This is a genomic window from Curtobacterium flaccumfaciens (assembly GCF_013359815.1).
GTDB classification, from domain to species: Bacteria; Actinomycetota; Actinomycetes; order Actinomycetales; family Microbacteriaceae; genus Curtobacterium; species Curtobacterium flaccumfaciens.
Genome location: NZ_JABMCF010000037.1, coordinates 49,522 through 65,203 on the forward strand (window position 1 = coordinate 49,522; position 15,682 = coordinate 65,203).

The 15,682-nt window shown below is 70.7% G+C and carries 12 protein-coding genes; 7 read left to right on the top strand and 5 right to left on the bottom strand.

Going from position 1 to position 15,682, the window contains the following annotated elements; all coding sequences use genetic code 11:
- Positions 1 to 22: 22 nt before the first annotated feature.
- On the bottom strand, positions 23 to 181 hold the full coding sequence (locus HP445_RS10575) for a hypothetical protein (RefSeq protein ID WP_017888269.1): 159 nt from the start codon (positions 179 to 181) through the stop codon (positions 23 to 25).
- 106 nt (positions 182 to 287) lie between these two features.
- Positions 288 to 1,157 (bottom strand): signal recognition particle-docking protein FtsY, encoded by an 870-nt coding sequence (ftsY, locus tag HP445_RS10580; protein ID WP_017888268.1) that lies wholly within the window; start codon positions 1,155 to 1,157, stop codon positions 288 to 290.
- A 217-nt stretch (positions 1,158 to 1,374) separates the two neighbouring features.
- Here ftsY and HP445_RS10585 point away from each other — a divergent pair, with 217 nt between their 5' ends.
- Positions 1,375 to 2,400 (top strand): TerC family protein, encoded by a 1,026-nt coding sequence (locus tag HP445_RS10585; RefSeq protein ID WP_110859106.1) that lies wholly within the window; start codon positions 1,375 to 1,377, stop codon positions 2,398 to 2,400.
- A 78-nt stretch (positions 2,401 to 2,478) separates the two neighbouring features.
- Here the strand turns inward: HP445_RS10585 and lipA are convergent, their stop codons facing one another.
- Positions 2,479 to 3,462, bottom strand: a complete 984-nt coding sequence (gene lipA / locus HP445_RS10590; protein WP_111023966.1) for a lipoyl synthase — start codon at positions 3,460 to 3,462, stop codon at positions 2,479 to 2,481.
- A complete protein-coding gene (lipB, locus tag HP445_RS10595) occupies positions 3,459 to 4,190 on the bottom strand; it encodes a lipoyl(octanoyl) transferase LipB (protein WP_128780081.1) in 732 nt (243 codons plus the stop codon). Before lipB ends, lipA begins: the two co-directional genes overlap by 4 nt.
- Positions 4,191 to 4,274: 84 nt before the next feature.
- On the opposite strand from lipB, the gene HP445_RS10600 reads away from it, so the two are divergent.
- Positions 4,275 to 4,964 carry a VOC family protein gene (locus tag HP445_RS10600; RefSeq protein WP_128780080.1) on the top strand — a complete coding sequence of 230 codons (690 nt, stop codon included), beginning with the start codon at positions 4,275 to 4,277 and terminating at the stop codon, positions 4,962 to 4,964.
- 44 nt (positions 4,965 to 5,008) lie between these two features.
- Positions 5,009 to 6,559: a signal recognition particle protein gene (gene ffh / locus HP445_RS10605; protein ID WP_027465889.1), complete on the top strand. Its 1,551-nt coding sequence runs from the start codon at positions 5,009 to 5,011 to the stop codon at positions 6,557 to 6,559.
- Positions 6,560 to 6,910: 351 nt separating this feature from the next.
- Here ffh and HP445_RS10610 read toward each other — a convergent pair whose 3' ends face one another.
- The gene (locus HP445_RS10610) at positions 6,911 to 8,050 is read right to left on the bottom strand and encodes a glutamate--cysteine ligase (protein ID WP_175330811.1); all 1,140 of its coding nucleotides are present in this window, start codon (positions 8,048 to 8,050) and stop codon (positions 6,911 to 6,913) included.
- 119 nt (positions 8,051 to 8,169) lie between these two features.
- Here HP445_RS10610 and aroA point away from each other — a divergent pair, with 119 nt between their 5' ends.
- The 4 genes from aroA (at position 8,170) to HP445_RS10630 (ending at position 15,671) form a co-directional block, all read left to right on the top strand.
- A complete protein-coding gene (aroA, locus tag HP445_RS10615) occupies positions 8,170 to 11,427 on the top strand; it encodes a 3-phosphoshikimate 1-carboxyvinyltransferase (protein WP_128780079.1) in 3,258 nt (1,085 codons plus the stop codon).
- Positions 11,424 to 12,602 (top strand): acyl-CoA dehydrogenase family protein, encoded by a 1,179-nt coding sequence (locus HP445_RS10620; protein WP_128780078.1) that lies wholly within the window; start codon positions 11,424 to 11,426, stop codon positions 12,600 to 12,602. Before aroA ends, HP445_RS10620 begins: the two co-directional genes overlap by 4 nt.
- 83 nt (positions 12,603 to 12,685) lie before the next feature.
- Positions 12,686 to 13,531 (top strand): SDR family oxidoreductase, encoded by an 846-nt coding sequence (locus tag HP445_RS10625; protein ID WP_110859098.1) that lies wholly within the window; start codon positions 12,686 to 12,688, stop codon positions 13,529 to 13,531.
- Positions 13,532 to 13,535: 4 nt separating this feature from the next.
- Positions 13,536 to 15,671, top strand: a complete 2,136-nt coding sequence (locus HP445_RS10630) for an oxidoreductase (protein ID WP_128780077.1) — start codon at positions 13,536 to 13,538, stop codon at positions 15,669 to 15,671.
- Positions 15,672 to 15,682 lie beyond the last annotated feature (11 nt).

Here is a 15,682-nt window from a genome sequence, read left to right on the forward strand (position 1 = left end):
GTCCGGACAGGACGCCGGGTCGCTACGCGCGACCGCGGATCGTCCGGAGCAGCCAGCCGATGATCCCGAGCAGGATGAGCACGATGCCCACCCAGAGCAGGAGCTTCAGCGCACCGACGAAGATGCCGCTGAAGAGCAGGACGAGGCCGACGATGATCGCGATGATCAGCAGTGCGGGCATGAGGGTCTCCTATCCCTGGAACGAGACCGAGCAGATGCCCGGACCGTCAGGGACGCTACTCCTCGGCGTGCCGACGCGTTCGCTCAGCCGACGAGATCGCGTTCGCTCAGCCGACGAGGTTCTGCACGAACACGTGCGGGGTGAAGCCCGTGAGGTCGTTGATGCCCTCGCCCTGCCCGATGAGCTTGATCGGGATGCCGGTCTTCTCCTGCACGCTCAGCACGAACCCGGCCTTGGCCGAGCCGTCGAGCTTCGTGATGACGAGGCCGGTCACACCGGCGCCCTCGATGAAGGCCTGGGCCTGGGCGAGGCCGTTCTGGCCGGTCGTCGCGTCGAGGACGAGCAGAACCTCGCTGATCTCGGTCTGCTTCTCGACCACGCGCTTGATCTTCGTGAGCTCGTCCATCAGGCCGGCCTTGGTGTGCAGACGCCCGGCGGTGTCGATGACGACGATCTCGGTCTGGTCGCGGATCGCCTTCTCGACGGTCTGGTACGCCACCGACGCCGGGTCCTGCCCGGGCTGCGACGGACGGACGACGTCGACCCCGGCGCGCTGGGCCCAGGTGGCGACCTGCTCGACCGCCGCGGCGCGGAACGTGTCCGCCGCCCCGACGAGCACCGTGCGGTCGTAGGTCTTCAGGAACTTGGCGAACTTGCCGATCGTCGTGGTCTTGCCGACGCCGTTCACCCCGACGACGAGCACCACGGCGGGCCGCGCGCTGAGCTTCAGGGTGGTGTCGAGCTTCGAGAGCCGTTCCTCCAGGACCTCGCGGAGCATGCGCTGCAGGTCGGCGGGGTCGGTCGTGCCGTACCGGTCGACGCGGGCGTGCAGGTCCTCGATGATCTCCTCGGAGATGTCGGGCCCGAAGTCGGCGCCGATGAGGGCGGTCTCGAGGTCCTCCCACGTGGTCTCGTCGATCGTCTTGCGCTGGAAGAGGCCGCGCAGCCGTGTGGACAGTGACCAAGAACTCGCCATGCTCCCAGCTTAGAGCGCGGCACATGTCCGCTGTGCCCGGTATGCTCGGGATCACGAAGGGGAGTATTCCCTCTCGGTGACCCCGTCAGTACGGTCCGGAACGATCCGGCCCCGGGGCGCCGGTCGTGCGGCACCGGTTCCGGTGCGGGACGACGGAAGAGACCTTCAGGCCTCGGCGTACCCACACATCAGCGGCGCGCCCTACCTGAAGGAAACCGTGGACGTCCCACTCTTCGTCTGGCTCATCACGATCGCCGGCATCCTCGCGCTGCTGGTGTTCGACTTCTACTCGCACGTCCGGACGCCGCACGTGCCCCACATCCGCGAATCCGCGTTCTGGTCGGCCTTCTACATCGGGCTGGCGATCCTGTTCGGCATCGGGATCCTGGTGTTCGGCGGCGGGCAGGCCGGTGGCGAGTACTTCGCCGGCTGGCTGACCGAGAAGGCGTTGTCGGTCGACAACCTCTTCGTCTTCCTCATCATCATGTCGAGCTTCGCCGTGCCGAAGGAGTTCCAGCAGAAGGTCCTGCTGGTCGGCGTCGCGATCGCGCTCGTCGCCCGCGGTGTGTTCATCGCCCTCGGCGTCACGATCATCGAGAACTTCTCGTGGGTCTTCTACCTGTTCGGTGCGCTGCTGTTCTGGCTCGCCTGGTCGCAGGCCCGCAGCGGCAACGACCACGGCAGCGAGGGTGAATCCCGGCTCATCCGGATCCTCAAGCGCATCATCCCGACCTCGGACCACTACGACGGCGACCGCCTGACCACCCGCGTCGACGGCAAGCGGCTGTTCACCCCGATGCTGCTCGTCATGGTCGCCATCGGCCTGACCGACGTGCTGTTCGCGCTCGACTCGATCCCCGCGATCTTCGGGCTGACGCAGGACGCCTTCATCGTGTTCACGGCGAACGCGTTCTCGCTGCTCGGCCTCCGGCAGCTGTACTTCCTGATCGCCGGGCTGCTCGAGCGCCTCATCTACCTGGGTCAGGGCCTGGCCGTCATCCTGGCGTTCATCGGTGTGAAGCTCGTCTTCCACGCCATGCACGTCAACGAGCTGCCCTTCATCAACGGTGGCGAGCACATCGAGTGGGCGCCGGAGATCCCGATCTGGTTCTCGCTGGGCTTCATCGCGCTGACGATCGCCGTCGCCACGACCGCGTCGCTGGTGGTCTCGAAGCGCCGCCAGGAGCGCGGGCTCACCCCGACCGGCCAGCCGAAGGAGTCGGTCGAGGCCGACGCGAAGTAGTCGTCACCACCTGACGGACAGGAGGCGCGGTGCCAGCTGGCACCGCGCCTCCCGTCTGTCCGGGTGTCGTCCGGAGCGTCAGACGGCCTGGCGACCAGGGGTCGCGTCGAGCAGGTGGGCCAGGTGCTCGGGAACCGAACCGCCGCGGGCCACCGTCGCCCGCGCCCAGAGCCGGCCCGCCCGGTACGACGACCGGACCAGCGGTCCGGCCAGCACTCCGGCGAAGCCCATCTGCTCGGCGACCTGGCGGAGCTCGACGAACTCCTCCGGCTTGACCCAGCGCGCGACCGGCAGGTGCCGGGGCGACGGTCGGAGGTACTGCGTCAGCGTGATGATGTCCGTGCCCGCGTCGTAGAGGCGCTGCAGGGCGTCCTCGATCTCGATGCGCTCCTCGCCCATGCCGAGGATCAGGTTCGACTTCGTGACCAGTCCGGCGTCGCGGCCCTGGGTGATGACGTCCAGGGACCGTTCGAACGTGAACGCCGGCCGGATCCGCTTGAAGATCCGCGGGACGGTCTCGACGTTGTGGGCGAAGACCTCGGGACGGGCGTCGAACACCGGGCCCAGCTGGTCCGGACGCCCGTTGAAGTCCGGCACCAGGATCTCGACGCCGGTGCCGGGGGAGTGTTCGTGGATCGCCCGGATGGTCTCGGCGTAGAGCCAGGAGCCGCCGTCGGGCAGGTCGTCCCGCGCGACGCCGGTCACGGTCGCGTACCGCAGGCCCATCTCCGCGACGGAGTCCGCGACCCGGCGGGGCTCGTCGCGGTCGAGCGGTTCCGGCTTGCCGGTGTCGATCTGGCAGAAGTCGCAGCGACGGGTGCACTGCGAGCCGCCGATCAGGAAGGTGGCCTCGCGGTCTTCCCAGCACTCGAAGATGTTCGGGCACCCGGCCTCCTGGCAGACGGTGTGCAGCTGCTTGTCGCGCACCAGGCTCGACAGCTCGCGGAACTCCGGGCCCTGCGTGGCACGGGTCTTGATCCACGCGGGCTTCGTCTCGATCGGGGTCTCGGCGTTCCGGGCCTCGACCCGGAGCATGCGGCGGCCTTCGGGGGCGAGGGTCATACGAGGGTCTCCTGTCGGGCGGGCGCGGTGCTGGTGCTCGTGCTGGTGCTGGGGGTCGTCGTGCTGATCCGGTGGCCGCTGTGCATGCCGTCGACGGCCTGTTGGACGCCGTGCGCTACCAGGGGTGCGAGGTCGTCGACGGTCACGGGAGCGAGCCCCACGTGCGCCGCCGCGGCGCTCAGCGTCGTGACCCCGGCGTCCGCGATGCCGCACGGGACGATCGCGGCGTAGGCGTCGAGGGCGTTGTCGCAGTTGATCGCGATGCCGTGGCTCGTCACGCCCTCGGCGACGTGCAGGCCGATCGCGCCGACCTTGGCGGCGGGGGACGCGTCCGTCCCCGGCACCCAGGCGCCGCTGCGACCCGCGACCCGTTCGGCGTGCACGCCGACGGCAGCCGCGGCGTCGATGACGACCTGCTCCAGGTCGCGCACCCAGGCGACGACGTCGAGCGGTTCGGCGAGCCGGACGATCGGGTAGGCGACCAGTTGCCCCGGCCCGTGCCAGGTGATGCGTCCACCACGGTCGGTGTCGACGACCGGGGCGCCGTTCGTCGGCAGGTCGGACGGTTCGGTGCGGCGTCCGGCGGTGTACACGGACGGGTGCTCGCAGAGGACGACGGCCCCGGGGGAGCGGCCGGCGACGACGTCGGCGTGCAGGTCTCGCTGCAGGGCGAGGCCGTCCGCGTAGTCGAGCAGGCCGTGGTGGCGGACGATCTCGAGTTCCGGCATGCGGCGAGCGTACGACAGTTTCTGGACGGCGTCCAACAACCGGGTGCTTGACCTCAACAATGATTGAGATGGTCCGATGAAGTCATGGACATCCGACAGGTACAGCTCGCCACCCGATCGCTCGCCGACACCGCCCGCTTCTACGAACGACTGGGGTGCTCGGTCGAGATCGTCGACGCCACGGTGCGCATCGTGGTGGGGTCGACGCTCCTCGTGTTCCGCGAACTGCCGGAGATGACCGGGGCCCTGCACCTGGCGATCACGATCCCCACGGGGACGTTCGACGCGGCCAAGGCCTGGATCGTCGGACTGACGACGGTGCTCGGTACCGATGACCAGGACGAGTTCGAGGGGCCGCCGAACTGGAACTCGCGGTCGGTCTACTTCGAGGGGCCCGACCAGCAGCTCCTCGAGCTCATCGAGCGGCGGGACCTCGAGTCGGGCGCCCGGCGCGCCGGCGACGGTTCCGGCACCGGTTCCGGCACCGGCACCGGCGCCGTCGTCCCGCTCGTCTCCGTCAGCGAGGTCGGCGTCCCCGTCCCCGACGTCCTCGGCGCTGTCGAGGCCCTCCGACGCGCCGGTCTCGAGCCGTACGCCAACCCGCCGGGGGAGTCGTTCGCGGCGGTGGGCGACGTGGACGGTCTCGTGATCCTGGTGTCGCCCGACCGGCGCTGGTTCCCGACCGGTGACCGGAGCCCGTCGAGCGCGCCGGTGGTCATCGACGTGGGGCTCGGGGCATCGCTCGAACTGACCGAGGGTGTCCTCCTGCGGTGAACGGGCCGGTGTCGTCGGCGGAAGCCTTGTAGAATCGTCGGATCATGGCGCAATTCGGTTCACTCTCCGATCGGCTGACCGAGACCTTCCGCAATCTGCGGAGCAAGGGTCGGCTGACTCCGTCCGACGTCGACGGCACCGTCCGCGAGATCCGGCGGGCGCTCCTCGACGCCGACGTCGCGCTCGAGGTCGTCAAGGCGTTCACCGCATCGGTGCGCGAGCGTGCCCTCTCCGACGAGGTCAACCGCGCGCTCAACCCGGCACAGCAGGTCGTCCAGATCGTCAACGAGGAACTCGTCGGCATCCTGGGTGGGCAGCAGCGACGGCTCGAGTTCGCGAAGAAGCCGCCGACGGTCATCATGCTCGCGGGTCTGCAGGGTGCCGGTAAGACCACGCTCGCGGGCAAGCTCGGCAAGTGGCTCAAGAAGGACGGCCACACCCCGATGCTCGTCGCGGCGGACCTCCAGCGTCCGAACGCCGTGCAGCAGCTGCAGGTCGTCGGCGAGCAGGCCGGCGTGCACGTCTTCGCGCCCGAGCCCGGCAACGGTGTCGGCGACCCGGTCAAGGTCGCCAAGAACGCCATCAAGGCCGCGATCGACCAGCAGTACGACACCGTCATCGTCGACACCGCCGGTCGACTCGGTGTCGATGCCGAGCTGATGAAGCAGGCCGCGAACATCCGCAAGGCTGTCGACCCCGACGAGGTCCTGTTCGTCATCGACGCGATGATCGGTCAGGACGCCGTCAACACGGCGCGTGCGTTCCAGGAAGGCGTCGACTTCACCGGTGTCGTGCTCTCCAAGCTCGACGGTGACGCCCGCGGTGGTGCAGCCCTGTCGGTGGCCAGCGTGACCGGCCGGCCGATCATGTTCGCGTCGACGGGTGAGTCGCTCGACGACTTCGAGCCGTTCCACCCGGACCGCATGGCGAGCCGCATCCTCGACCTCGGCGACATCCTGTCCCTCATCGAGCAGGCGCAGGGCGCCTTCGACGAGGAAGAGGCGCGCAAGGTCGCGGACAAGATCGCGACCGACAACTTCACGCTGAACGACTTCCTGCAGCAGATGCAGCAGCTCCGCAAGGCCGGCTCCATCAAGGGCATGCTCGGCATGCTCCCCGGAGCGAAGGGCATGCGCGAGGCGCTCGACAACTTCGACGAGCGCGAGATCGTCCGCACCGAGGCGATCATCCAGTCGATGACGCCCCAGGAGCGCGAGCTCCCGAAGCTCCTGAACGGTTCGCGCCGTCTGCGCATCGCCCGCGGTGCCGGATCGACGGTCACCGAGGTCAACGCGCTGGTCAACCGCTTCGAGCAGGCCGCCAAGATGATGAAGACCGTGGCCCGCGGTGGTGTGCCGCAGATGCCGGGCATGGGTCCGATCCCGGGCATGCACGGCGGCAAGAAGCAGCAGCAGGGCGGCAAGAAGAAGTCGAAGGTGGGCAACCCCGCCAAGCGCGCGGCCCTCGCGGCCGGCGCGGCGGCTGCGCCGCAGCAGGCCCCGCAGGGGTCCGGCCTCGGCCTCGGGGGCGCCAAGGGCGGCAAGGCACCGACCGAGGAAGAGCTCGCGTCCCTGCAGAAGTTCCTGGGTCGCTGACGCGGCTCTCGATCGCGACCACCTGACGGACGGGAGGCCCGGTGCCAGCTGGCACCGGGCCTCCCGTCCGTCGTCCGGTCGCGGCGCGACGTTCCTTCCCATCGCACGCGCGATGGAAAGAGGAATCGGGCGTACCTGGTCGAAAGGAACGACCAGGTACGCCCGATTCGACCAGGTACGCCCGGATCGATCAGGTGGGTGGGCGCGGACTGGACGCGGGGGTCGCGCCGCGACGTTCCTTCCCATCGCACGCGCGGTGGAAAGTGGAATCGGGCGTACCTGGTCGGGAGGAACGACCAGGTACGCCCGATTCGACCAGGTGCGCCCGATTCGGGGGCGGGCCGGTCGCGGCTAGAGCGCTTCGCGGAACTCGGTCACCAGGTGGCGGACCACGGCGCGCAGGTCGCCGCCGTTCTCCTGCGCGACCTGCAGCTGCCGCTGGTACGAGGCGCCGCGCTCGATCATCGTGTCGAGGTGGTGCAGTTCGTCCTGGCAGCCGAGCCGCTCGGCGATCGGGTCGAGCCGCTGCACCAGGTCGTGCACCTCGTCGGTCACGAGCCGCTCGTCGCCGGCGACGTTCGTGATGATCTCGGCCTCCATGCCGTAGCGGGCCGCACGCCACTTGTTCTCGCGGATGAACCACGGCTGCATGGTGGGCAGGGTCTCACCGGCGTCGAGCCGGTCCGAGCAGGCGGTGACCAGGCACTGCACGAGTGCGGTGACGGCGCCGACCTCGTGCAGGGTCGAGATGCCGTCGGACACCCGGTTCTCGAGGGTGCCCCAGCCGGGCGAGGGGCGGATGTCCCAGCGGAGGTCCTTCACGCCGTCGATGACGCCGGTGTGCGTGAGGTCGCCGACGACCTCTTCGAAGTTCGCCCAGGCGCCGAGCTGCGGCGGGAGCCCGCCGGTCGGGAGCTGCTGGAACATGAGGGCGCGGTTCGAGGCGTACCCGGTGTCGGTGCCGCCCCAGAACGGGCTCGACGCGGTGAACGCCTGCAGGTGCGGGACGTAGGCGAGCATCGCGTTCATGATCGGGACCGCCTTGTCGCGGTCGTCGATGCCGACGTGCACGTGCACGCCCCAGATGAGCATCTGGCGTCCCCACCAGCGGGTGCGGTCGATGAGGGTCGTGTAGTGCTCGCTGTCCGGGGTGATCTCCTGCTGGTCCCACACCGCGAACGGGTGCGTGCCCGAGCACATCACCTGGGCGTCGAGCGGCTCGGCGGCGTCGATGACCTCGCCGATGATGCCGGACAGCTCGCTCGTCGCCGCCCCCACGCGGTCGTGGACGCTCGAGACGACCTCGACCGTGTTGGTCAGCAGCTCCTCGGTGACGCGGTCGTGGTCACCGAGCCGCTCGTGCACGGCGGCGATGACGGCGGGGGCGCGGGGAGCGAGGTCGCCGGTCGACCGGTCGACCAGGGGGAGTTCCCACTCGACGCCGATGGTCGACGGGCGGGACTCGGTGAAGCGGATGTCCATGCCGTCCATCCTGCCCGGGTCCTTGTCGGACACGCACAACGAAGCGTTGTCCCGATCGTGCGGATCGTCCTGCAACTAGTTCCACTGTGGGCGTACCGTTGAAATGTTCCTACAGGGAAGAGGTACGCATGCAGTTGGTGGTGCGCGGGACGAACGCCCCGCTCGTCGGAGAACTCGACATCCCGGTCTCGAAGTACCACGCGCACCGCGCGCTGGTGCTCGCGTCGCTCGCGAAGGGGACGAGTGTCGTCTCCGGGGTGAGCGCGACGCGACAGGTGGAGTGGACCGTGGGCACGCTCCGCGCGCTCGGCGTCGACGTCAAGCGTCGTGGGAACGCGTACCACGTGACCGGACTGGGCGGCCGGTACCAGGCCACCGACGTCGTGGACCACGGCTCGCGCGGTGCCGACGGACTGCTCAACATGGGGTCCTCGGGCACCACGCTCTACTTCATGACCGGGCTCGCTTCGCTGGCCGACCGTCCGATGACCCTGTCGGGCATGAAGTACTTCCAGCGCCGCCCGATCAAGGCGCTCCTCACCTCGCTGACGCAGATGGGGGTGGAGCTCGAGGCGACGAACGACTGCCCGCCCGTCACCGTGCAGCCGAAGCGTCCGCGTGGCGGTGACGTGACGATCGCCGGCACCCTGTCGCAGTGGGTGTCCGGGCTGCTGCTGGTGGCACCGTTCGCCGAGCACGAGACCCGGATCCACATCACCGGCGGGCGGCTCAACGAGCAGCCCTACGTCGAGCTCACCGTGCGGATGATGCGGCAGTTCGGCCTGACGGTCGAGGTCTCCGACGACTGGCTCGAGTACCGGATCCCGGCGGGCCAGCAGGCCACCCCGCACGACTACGTCATCCCGCCCGACATCGGCTCCGCAGCGTTCGGCATCGCGGCGGCCGGCACCCGCGAGTCGAACGTGCTGCTGCGGGGCATGACGGCCACGACGACGGCCGAGACCGACCACCCGGAGAGCGAGTTCCTGGACCTCGCGACCGCGATGGGTGTCCCGATGCGGATCGACGAGGAGACCGGCTTCGTCCGGATCGAGCACGACGGGTCCCCCCTCCGGCCGCTCGACGTCGACTGCCGTCCGATCCCGGACCTGCTGCCCGTGCTGTCCACGATGGCCACGTTCGCCGAGGGCACGAGCCGACTGTGGAACGTGGCGCACATCCGGCTGAAGGAGTCTGACCGCGTGGCGGCGATGCTCCAGCTGAACCGGATGGGCGGCCGTGCCGAGCAGGGCGCGGACGAGCTGCGGGTCACCGGTGTCGGTGCGGCCGGGCTGCACGGAGCGCCGATGTCCTCGTTCAACGACCACCGCGTGCTGATGTCGCTCGCGGTCGCGGCCTCGAGTGCCGACGGGGTGTCCGGCCTGACCTACCCGCGTGCCTACCGGATCTCCTACCCGACGTTCCTCGAGGCGATGAACTCCGTCGGGCTCGACATGTCCGTCGGCGACCGGCTCGCAGCCCAGGTCGCGCGGGACGACCGGATCGACGCCGCCGAGGCCGACGGGGTCCGCACGCACCTGGGCACGCCCCCGGTCAGCGCGGCAGCCGAGGACCTCGAGACGTCGGCGGCAGCCGAGCCCGCCGACCAGCCGGTCGCGCAGCCCGCCGCCGCCGCGCAGCCCACCGTCCCGCAGCCCGCCGTCGCCGTGCCCGAGCTCGCCGGCGTCGACGCCGACCCGCTCGTCCTGAGCGAGCGGGTCCGCGCCCTGTCCCAGACCGACCCCGACGGCCTCGCCGTGATCGAGGTCGGCGGTGCGACGCCCGTGAACACCACGTGGAAGGAGCTGCAGGACGAGGCCGACCGGGTCTCCGCCCTGCTGCTCGAACTCGGCGTGCGCACGGGTGAATCCGTCGCGATGCAGCTGCCGAACTGGCGCGAGTTCGTGTCGATCACCCTCGGTGCGATCCAGATCGGCGCCGTCGCGACCCCGATCATGCCGGTGTTCGGCCCCCGGGAGACCACGATGACGCTGGCGCGTTCGAAGGCCCGCGTGGTCTTCCTGCCGAACGTGTTCCGGAAGCGCCGTCCCGCGCTCGAACTCCTCGACGTCATCGACGAGGCCGCCGCGCAGGACCGCCGCCTGTCGCTCGAGCACGTCATCGTGCTCCGCGCCGAGGCCCGCGGGCAGGGGGACACCCCGACGAACCAGCCGCCGCTGCCCGCCGACGCCCTGGAACGGGTCGTGGCGAGCGACTGGCACTGGCGCTACTTCGAGAACGCCCTCGCCGCCGTGCACGTCGACGTCGACGAGATCGTGTCGCACGCTCCCGGGCCGGACGACGTCTGCCAGCTGCTCTTCACCTCCGGCACCACGGGGGAGCCGAAGGGCGTGCAGCACCCGCACCGCACGCTCGGGCTCGCGACCGCCATGCACGTGGCGCAGTCCGGGCTGACCAGCGCCGACCGCATCTACATCCCGTCGCCGCTCGCCCACCAGACCGGGTTCCTGTACGGCATGCTGCTGGCGTTCCGGCTCGGTGCCCCGCAGGTCATCCAACCGGTGTGGGACGGCCGCGTCGCACTCGAGCAGGCGTTCGGCGTCGCCCGGGCGTCCTTCGTGCAGTGCGCGACGCCGTTCCTGACCGACCTCGTCGACCTGGTCGAGGCCGGTGCTCCGCAGCCGGAGTCGCTCCGGATCTTCGTGCCGACGGGCGCCGCGGTGCCCCGCGCACTGGCCCAGCGGGCGAGCACGGTGCTCGGCAGTGCCATCCTGGGCGCCTTCGGGACGAGCGAGACGTGTCTCGGGGCCCTGTCCAGCCCGAGCGACGACCCCGCCGACGCGTACGGTCACGACGGCCGGGCGCTGCCGGGCATCGCGATCCGCATCGTCGACGACGCGGGGATCGAGCTGCCCGCCGGGACCGAGGGCAACTTCGAGCTGCACTCGCCGACGATGTTCGCGGGCTACCTCGACCGTCCGGACCTGACCGACGACGTGTTCACCGCGGACGGCTGGTACCGGACCGGCGACCTGGCGAAGGTCGACGAGAAGGGCTTCCTGTCGATCACCGGACGGGTGAAGGACGTCATCAACCGCGGCGGCGAGAAGATCCCCGTCGTCGAGATCGAGAACCTGCTGTACCAGCACCCGCTGGTCACGGACGTCGCGATCGTGGCGATGCCGGACGAGCGGCTCGGTGAGCGTGCCTGCGCGTGGGTCGTGAACGCCCGCGCGGACGAGCCGCTCGACTTCGCCGGGATGCAGCAGTACCTCGACACGGCCGGCGTGAGCAAGTACTACTGGCCGGAGCGACTCGAGTACACCACCGAGCTGCCGCGCAACGCGGTCGGCAAGGTCCAGAAGAACATCCTGCGCGAGCAGGCGGCCGCGCTCGTCGCGACGAAGGAGAACGAGACACGATGACGATCGTCGAGCAGACGAGCACGGGCTTCGACGAAGCCGCCTTCCAGCAGCTCAAGGCCGAGGTCACCGAGTGGGTCCGCGGCCCCGGCGAGGAGTGGGCGGACGAGATCGAGCGCACCGGCCGGGTCGCCCCGGAGCTGTTCCAGGAGCTCAAGGAGAACGGGTGGCTCAGCCTCGCCGCCCCGACGGAGCTCGGCGGACGGGCGATCCCGTTCTCGCGCTACCTCGAGATCATGGAGGTCGTCTCCCGCTCGCACGCCTCCATCCGCATGCTCGTGCACGTCATCAACGGCACCTGGCGCGCGATGGCCCCCTACGCGACGCCGGAGCAGATCGAGCAGGTCGTCAAGCCGTCCGTCGCCGGTGACACGCTCGTCGCGTTCACCCTGACCGAGGCCACCGCGGGCACCGGAGCGGACATCCGCACGACCGTCCGGCGCGAGGGCGACACCTACGTGATGAACGGCGAGAAGCACCTCATCACCTTCGGCGTCAAGGCCGACCACTGGCTCATCGCCGCCCGCCTCGAGGGGACGAGCGGCCAGGACGGCACGGTCGCGTTCCTCATGCCGAACAGCGGGCTGCCGGGTGCCGAGGTGATCGACGACTCCGACACCATGGGCATCCGCGGCACCGACCACGCGATCCTGCGCTTCACCGACGTGCCCGTGCCGGCGAGCGCCCTGCTCGGCGCCGAGGGCCAGGGTCTCGAGGTCGCGCTCGGCGGCTTCCTGCTGCCGAGTCGCGTGTCCGTCGCGATGAGCGCCGTCGGCCTGGCCGAGCGTGCGAACGAGCTCGCCGTCGAGTACGCGAACAAGCGCGAGACGTTCGGCAAGCGGCTCTCCAGACGGCAGGCGATCCAGTTCTACCTGGCCGAGAACTACGCCGACATCGCCGCAGCACGCGCCCTGGTGCTCGAGGCCGCTCGCGCCTACGAGGACGACCGTCCCGACGCCGGCACCCTGTCCAGCGCCTCGAAGATGGTCGCCGTCGACATGCTCGCCCGGGTCACCGACAAGGCCCTGCAGGTGCACGGCGGGCAGGGCTACTGGAAGCGCAACGCCATCGAGCGCGTCTACCGCGACGCACGCGCGCAGCGCTTCGAAGAGGGCACCAACGAGATCCAGAAGCTGATCGTCGGCCGCGCCGTCGTGACCGGCAAGGCCGGGTTCTAGACCACAACCAACCACCGGACTGGAGGCCCGTGGCGGGCCCGCCCCGCGCCTCCCGTCCGTCCCCACGCACGCAAAGGACCGCAGTGACCGACAGCACCAACGCACCCATCGCACTGATCACCGGCGCTTCGCGCGGCATCGGCCGCCTGCTCGCGCAGAAGCTCGGCCAGCGCGGCGTCACCGTCGTGGTGACGTACAAGGGCAACGCCGACCTGGCCGAGGAGTCCCTGGCCGACGTCAAGGCGGCAGGCGGCGACGGCATCACGGCGCAGGTCGACATCGAGCAGCCGGAGTCGATCGACGCCCTGTTCGACCTGGTGCGCGACACCTACGGACGCCTCGACATGTTCGTCGCGAACGCCGCCGCGAGTGCGTTCAAGCCCGTCGCCGACCTCAAGCTGCACCATCTCGACCGCAGCTACGCCACGAACGCCCGCTCGTTCGTGCTCGGCGCCCAGCGCGCCGCGGAGCTCATGGACCGGGGTGGCCGCATCGTCGTCGTGACCTCGTACGGATCACTCCGGGCATTCCCGACCTACGCCGCACTCGGTGCCGCCAAGGCCATGAGCGAGGCGTACATGAAGTACATGGCGGTGGAGTTCGGTCCGCGTCAGATCACGGTCAACGCGGTGAACGGCGGCCTCATCGACACCGACTCGCTCGAGTACTTCTACACGAAGGTCCCCGGGCAGGCGCCGATGGACACCGTCCTCGAGAAGCTCCCGCTGCAGCGCCCCGGGACGGCCGACGACATGGCCGACGCCGTCGACTTCCTGCTGTCGGACAAGGCCGGGTACATCACCGGGCAGGTGCTCTCGGTCGACGGCGGGCTGACGGTCATCGCCCCGCCGTACTGGTCGGACACGACGTCGCCCCTCCGCGACGCGGTGCTGCCAGCCGACGCTCCGGGCGCGGACACCGCAGAATAGGCGCATGAGCAGCGTCGCTTCCGCCCCCGTCGTGCCGGAGTCCCTCCGGACCGTCGCGTCACCCTGGACCCTCGGCCCCCTGCACCTGGCGAACCGGGTGGTGATGGGGTCGATGCACACCGGGCTCGAGGTGCACGACGACGGCGGAGCCGGCATGGCCGCCTTCTACCGCGAACGGGCGGCCGGCGGCGCGGCGTGCATCATCACCGGCGGCATCGCGGTGAACGACGAGGCCCGCGGCGGTCCGGACTTCGCGGTGTTCGGCGTCGGGGGAGCCGACGAGCGGTTCCGGGTGGCGGTCGACGCCGTGCACGACGAGGGCGGGACGATCCTCGCGCAGCTGTTTCACGCCGGGCGGTACGCGCTCGCGTCGGGCATGGTCGACCGGCACGGTGACCCGCAGCGCGTCGTGGCGCCCTCGGCCCTGCCGTGGGCGGCCGCTCGCGGTGTGGTGCCGACCGAGCTGACGTCGACCGAGGTCGAGCGGACCATCGAGGACTTCGCCGCCGCGGCCCGCACCGCCCGCGCGATCGGGTTCGACGGCGTCGAGATCATGGCGTCCGAGGGGTACCTGATCAACCAGTTCCAGTCGCCGCTGACGAACCTGCGCGACGACGAGTGGGGCGGCGATGCGGAACGGCGTCGGCGCTTCGCGATCGAGGTCGTCCGGGCCGTGCGCGCCGCGGTGCCCGAGCTCGCCGTGACCATCCGGCTGTCCGGCGCCGACCTGATGCCCGGCTCGTCGACCGAGGACGAGGTCGACGCGCTCGTGCACGACCTGCTGCCGCTCGGGCTCGACGGCATCTCGGTCGGCATCGGCTGGCACGAGTCCCGCACCCCGACCGTGCAGGCCTCGGTGCCGCACGGGGCCTGGTTGGCGTACGCGACACGGATCGCCGCGGTGGTGCGCGCGTCCCCGCACCCGGACGTCCGCGTGATCGCGTCGAACCGGATGACGGACCTGCGCGACGGCGAGGCCGTGCTCAGCGACGGACTGATCGACGCCGTCGCCCTCGCCCGGCCGTTCCTCGCCGACCCCGCCATCGTGTCGCGCTCGCTCGCGGGCGGGTTCGCCCTGGTGAACACCTGCATCGGCTGCAACCAGGCGTGCCTCGACCGTTCGATCATCGGCGCACCGGTGTCCTGCCTGGTGAACCCCCGTGCCGCCCGCGAGGTCGCGTTCCCCGCCCGCCCGACCACCGACCCGAAGCGCGTCGACGTCGTCGGTGGCGGACCGGCCGGGCTCGCCGCCGCGGTGGACGCCGCACGCCGGGGCCACGACGTCACCGTCTGGGAGGCGTCCGACCGCCTCGGCGGCCAGTTCGGCCTCGCCGCACTCGTCCCGGGCAAGGAGGACTACGCCGCCACGGTGCGCTCTGCCCGCGCCGAGCTCGCGGAGCGGGGCGCCACGATCCACCTCGGACGCCCGGCGACGGCTGCGGACCTCGTCGACAGCGACGCCGTCGTGCTCGCGGCCGGGGTGGTCCCGCGGAGCATCGACGTCCCGGGCAGCGACCTGCCGCACGTGCTGTCCTACGAGCAGGCCCTGCGGAACGGCGTACCCGAGGGCACCGTCGCGATCATCGGCGGTGGCGGCATCGGCGTGGACACCGCGGCGTTCCTGACCGAGTCGCCCGACGAGGTCGTCCGTGCCGGCGAGTTCGCGGCCCGCTGGGACCTCGACGTGTCCGAGGAGCTCGTCGGCGACGTGCCGCAGCGGCTCCCCGCGGCACGGCGCACCACCCGGCCGGGGTCCCAGGTGACGGTGCTCCGGCGTTCGGGCAAGTTCGGCCAGGGGATCGGCATCACCTCGCGCTGGGTCGCGATCGGCCGGCTGCGGGATGCCGGGGTGCGGATGGTCGGCGGCGTGCAGGAGTACCTGCGCATCGAACCCGGGGTGCTCTGGATCCGCGACGAGCACGGGGACGAGGTCGGCGTCCCGGCGGACACCGTCGTGGTCTGCGCCGGGCAGGAGCGCGCGACCGACGCCGGGGGTGACGCGCCCGACGGACTCGCCACGGGCCTCCAGGCCGCCGGCGTGCCGTACGCCGTCGTCGGCGGCGCGCGTGACGCACGGAGCGTGGACGCGGTCCGGGCGACGTCCGAAGCCCTCGAAGCGGTGCGGCGGCTCGCGCCGTAGCGAGTCGGCTC

Bases quoted from the DNA above. Each gene is read 5' to 3' on its own strand.
- HP445_RS10575 (WP_017888269.1), bottom strand. From the start codon at position 181: ATGCCCGCACTGCTGATCATCGCGATCATCGTCGGCCTCGTCCTGCTC.
- ftsY (WP_017888268.1), bottom strand. From the start codon at position 1,157: ATGGCGAGTTCTTGGTCACTGTCCACACGGCTGCGCGGCCTCTTCCAG.
- lipA (WP_111023966.1), bottom strand. From the start codon at position 3,462: ATGACCCTCGCCCCCGAAGGCCGCCGCATGCTCCGGGTCGAGGCCCGG.
- lipB (WP_128780081.1), bottom strand. From the start codon at position 4,190: ATGCCGGAACTCGAGATCGTCCGCCACCACGGCCTGCTCGACTACGCG.
- HP445_RS10600 (WP_128780080.1), top strand. From the start codon at position 4,275: ATGGACATCCGACAGGTACAGCTCGCCACCCGATCGCTCGCCGACACC.
- ffh (WP_027465889.1), top strand. From the start codon at position 5,009: ATGGCGCAATTCGGTTCACTCTCCGATCGGCTGACCGAGACCTTCCGC.
- HP445_RS10610 (WP_175330811.1), bottom strand. From the start codon at position 8,050: ATGGACGGCATGGACATCCGCTTCACCGAGTCCCGCCCGTCGACCATC.
- aroA (WP_128780079.1), top strand. From the start codon at position 8,170: ATGCAGTTGGTGGTGCGCGGGACGAACGCCCCGCTCGTCGGAGAACTC.
- HP445_RS10620 (WP_128780078.1), top strand. From the start codon at position 11,424: ATGACGATCGTCGAGCAGACGAGCACGGGCTTCGACGAAGCCGCCTTC.
- HP445_RS10630 (WP_128780077.1), top strand. From the start codon at position 13,536: ATGAGCAGCGTCGCTTCCGCCCCCGTCGTGCCGGAGTCCCTCCGGACC.